Source organism: Staphylococcus sp. HMSC056G08, from assembly GCF_001812305.1.
GTDB lineage: Bacteria > Bacillota > Bacilli > Staphylococcales > Staphylococcaceae > Staphylococcus > Staphylococcus simulans.
In genome coordinates this window covers 1-3,315 of record NZ_KV808412.1, presented here as the reverse complement: position 1 = coordinate 3,315, position 3,315 = coordinate 1, and the positions used below count along the sequence as shown (strand labels likewise).

At 30.3% G+C, this 3,315-nt stretch carries 3 protein-coding genes; 1 reads left to right on the top strand and 2 read right to left on the bottom strand.

Features of this window, described 5'->3' with window-relative positions:
• Positions 1–75: 75 nt before the first annotated feature.
• Both mobV and HMPREF2846_RS00010 read right to left on the bottom strand, forming a co-directional pair.
• Positions 76–1,401 (bottom strand): MobV family relaxase, encoded by a 1,326-nt coding sequence (mobV, locus tag HMPREF2846_RS00015; RefSeq protein ID WP_070625111.1) that lies wholly within the window; start codon positions 1,399–1,401, stop codon positions 76–78.
• A gap of 155 nt (positions 1,402–1,556) precedes the next feature.
• Positions 1,557–2,489, bottom strand: a complete 933-nt coding sequence (locus tag HMPREF2846_RS00010; protein ID WP_070625109.1) for a hypothetical protein — start codon at positions 2,487–2,489, stop codon at positions 1,557–1,559.
• 464 nt (positions 2,490–2,953) lie between these two features.
• On the opposite strand from HMPREF2846_RS00010, the gene qacC reads away from it, so the two are divergent.
• Positions 2,954–3,277: a quaternary ammonium compound efflux SMR transporter QacC gene (gene qacC / locus HMPREF2846_RS00005; RefSeq protein ID WP_070625107.1), complete on the top strand. Its 324-nt coding sequence runs from the start codon at positions 2,954–2,956 to the stop codon at positions 3,275–3,277.
• Positions 3,278–3,315: the final 38 nt, after the last annotated feature.

Genomic DNA, 3,315 nt, shown 5'->3' with positions numbered 1-3,315 from the left:
ATTCGTCTGCAAGTTTAGTTAAGGGTTCTTCTCAACGCACAATAAATTTTCTCGGCATAAAAACTTGTCTGAAGCTTAAAGATCTAAATCACTTTGTTTTTGTTTTGCTACATTCTCTTTAACAAATCCATCTTCTGTCATTTCTGATTGGTTTTGATTTACTCTATCTTGAACATCTTGCATAAAATTTACTGTATCTTGCATAACTTTTGCAGTTCTTAAATTGTTATTAGCAAAAGATTTATCAGCAATTTTTTGTGCAGCATCTTTATATTTATTAAATCCTTTTTCAAAGTTCGGAAACGCCTTTTGAACCATATGATAGACGTTTACGGCTTTTTGTCTAAAGTTTTTCAGTTCTTCATTCTCACTCTTTAATTCTATGTTCTCACTTTTTAATTTATCGTTTTCTTTTGTTAATTTCTGATTCTTTTCTAAAAAGCTGTAACTCTCATCTCTAAGTTGTGCATTTTGTTCTTCTAAACTCTTATCTCTTAGTGATTCATAATCATCTAAAATCGCTCGTGCTGAACTCACAGTTTCTTGAAGTCGATTAAATTCAGATGAAGATATGATTTTATTACCAGTTTCTATATCTTCACTTGAAAATAAGCCTTTAGAAACCTTTTTAATCTCATTTTTATGCTCAATGTACTCTAAGTCATCAGAATCTTTTAAAACGTTTCTATGAGCTTCTAAACGCTTCTCAAGAGATTTTAAATCTTCTTTCGTTTGTTTTAGTTTCTCGTCATAATTTCTTGTTTCTTTTTTCGTTTTCTTAAGTTCTTTTTGATATAAGTCAGTTTCCTTTTTAAACTGATCCATTGCGATATGTTCTTTTTCACTAACAGTTTTAGACGTACCACGCTTTAATTCATATCCACGAGTATTTACAAACTCATTAAAGTCATCTTGAAGTTCAGTCATATTCTTTTTATTTCCTAGCATTTGTTTTGCAGATAAACGACCGTCATCAGTGATAGGTACAAAACCGAAATGCATATGTGGTGTTCTTTCGTCTAAATGAACTGTTGCGTACAACATATTCTCTCTTCCGTATCGTTCTTCTAAGAACGACAGACTATCTTTAAAGAATTGTTTAGTATCTTCTTCGCTCAATTCTTTAAAAAAGGATTCATCACTTGTGATTAATCCATCAACATGTTTAACAGCATCTTTTCGAATCTTTCTTTTTTGAGTGTAGTTTTCTTGAATTAGTTCTTCGATTTTTTGATTATAATCTATATTTTGTTGATTAATTAAATCGTAGTTTTTATATGTTTCTTCATGGTTAATATCTTTATTGTTATAATTCTCATTCTCTCTTTGATTATGTCTTTGTAATCCTCTTGTATTTACACTACTTTTAACTCTCGAAACTCTCAAAATTGAATACGACATACAACCCCACCAATCAATAAGATATTAGTTTATGTTAATTAAAGTTTAACACACTAGACTTATTATGGCGTTCGCCTCCATAAGTCATTAAACCGTGTGGTCTTGCAGACGGCTAAAACCATGTTTTTTCTTTCAGAAAAAAAGGGTAGCAAGAGCTACCCTAAGTCAAAATTATATAGCTTGTCATGATGTGATATAGCTATATAATTTTCTAATTCTGCTCGTAACTTTTCATGATTATTATTTAAAGTTTCTCGCAAAACATCAGAAATATCTTCGTCTGATATTTCGTTAAGAAGTTTTTTATATCTGTATTTTGTTCTTCTTTGTAAATTAGACCATTCATCTAATTCGTTTAAAAGCATATAAACCATTGCTCTTTTCTGTTGATTCTCTACTGTTTTCCATTTAGGTTTTATTATTTGTAAATCATCAAAACATTTATCCCATTTTTGTGTCATCGATCTTTTTAGTTCAAATTCTATTCTCCATAAATACTCATCTTCGATTTCTTTTTTATCAACTTCACTTAGTTGCAATTTTTTATTATAAATTCTGATATAACGTTCACTATCTCGAACACCAAAGTACTTTGTTTCTGGTTTATCATTTCGTCCATAAAAAATTGTTTTCTTTAATGATTTATCTGACATGATATAAAAATCAGCTAAGTTGATTGGTAAATCAAATGCTAAGTCTATTCTTGAAAATTCTTTACCACGCATATTATCTAAAAATACAAATTGAATAAAATCTTTCTCTTCGTCGGATAACTTGCTGGGATTAAATTCAACTCTGATTTCACTACGATTCAATTGTTTAGCAAGTCGTCTGTCATATTCAACATACACTTTATTATCCAAAGCATGAGCTTTAAACTTATCAAAACCAGTATCACGTAAATTTATTCTAGGATCTCTCTCAACATAGTTTTTTAACTGTCTTTCTCGACCCTCGATAAGATAACCTACAACCGTGATTCTATCGAATACCACCGAAATTTTTTCATTTTGTGTCACGGATGTAACACTTAACCGGCTATTAGATAGTCCGGTTAACCCAAAATTGTTTATCTCGTTGTTTTTCATAAAAATACTCCCTTTCGATTATCCAAATGGATAACTCAAAAAGGAGTTTAGAGTTTGATTATATTCCTGACATGTTATAATATAACTACAGTTAAATATAAAAAACTCTTTGGTAACTAGTTCTTCCAAAACTAGTTTACCTTCCTTTTTGGAGTTGGCGCTCCACTTGGATATTTTTTTCTTAGGAACAGTATAGCATATCTGCTACGCTGTTCTTTTTTTATTCCAATTTCCTTTTGTCGTGAACCTACGGAGCCACGTTCACTACGTGCTTAGGGGTTGTGCCTACACAACCCCTTGCACTAGTTTAACTTGTGGCTCTTTTCCCGACAAAAGTTTTCTCGGCATAAATGCATGTTTACTGTAAAATTGATACTGATACAAATAAAAAATAAAAGGATAGTTGCAAATGAAAAATACTTAGATAAAATTAAATAAAATGCGAAAATTAAAAGGAGTTAAAAATGCCTTATATTTATTTAATAATATCCATAAGTACTGAAGTTATTGGAAGTGCATTTCTTAAATCTTCAGAAGGCTTTTCAAAATTTATACCATCCTTAGGAACAATAATTTCATTTGGAATTTGTTTCTATTTTTTAAGTAAAACAATGCAACACCTACCACTAAATATAACTTATGCAACTTGGGCGGGACTAGGTTTAGTCTTAACAACCGTAGTCTCAATAATTATTTTCAAAGAACAAATAAATCTAATAACTATAGTATCTATAGTTTTAATCATAGTCGGCGTAGTTTTGTTAAACATTTTCGGAACATCGCATTAATTGCTTTATTCCAATTGCTTTATTGACGTTGAGCCTCG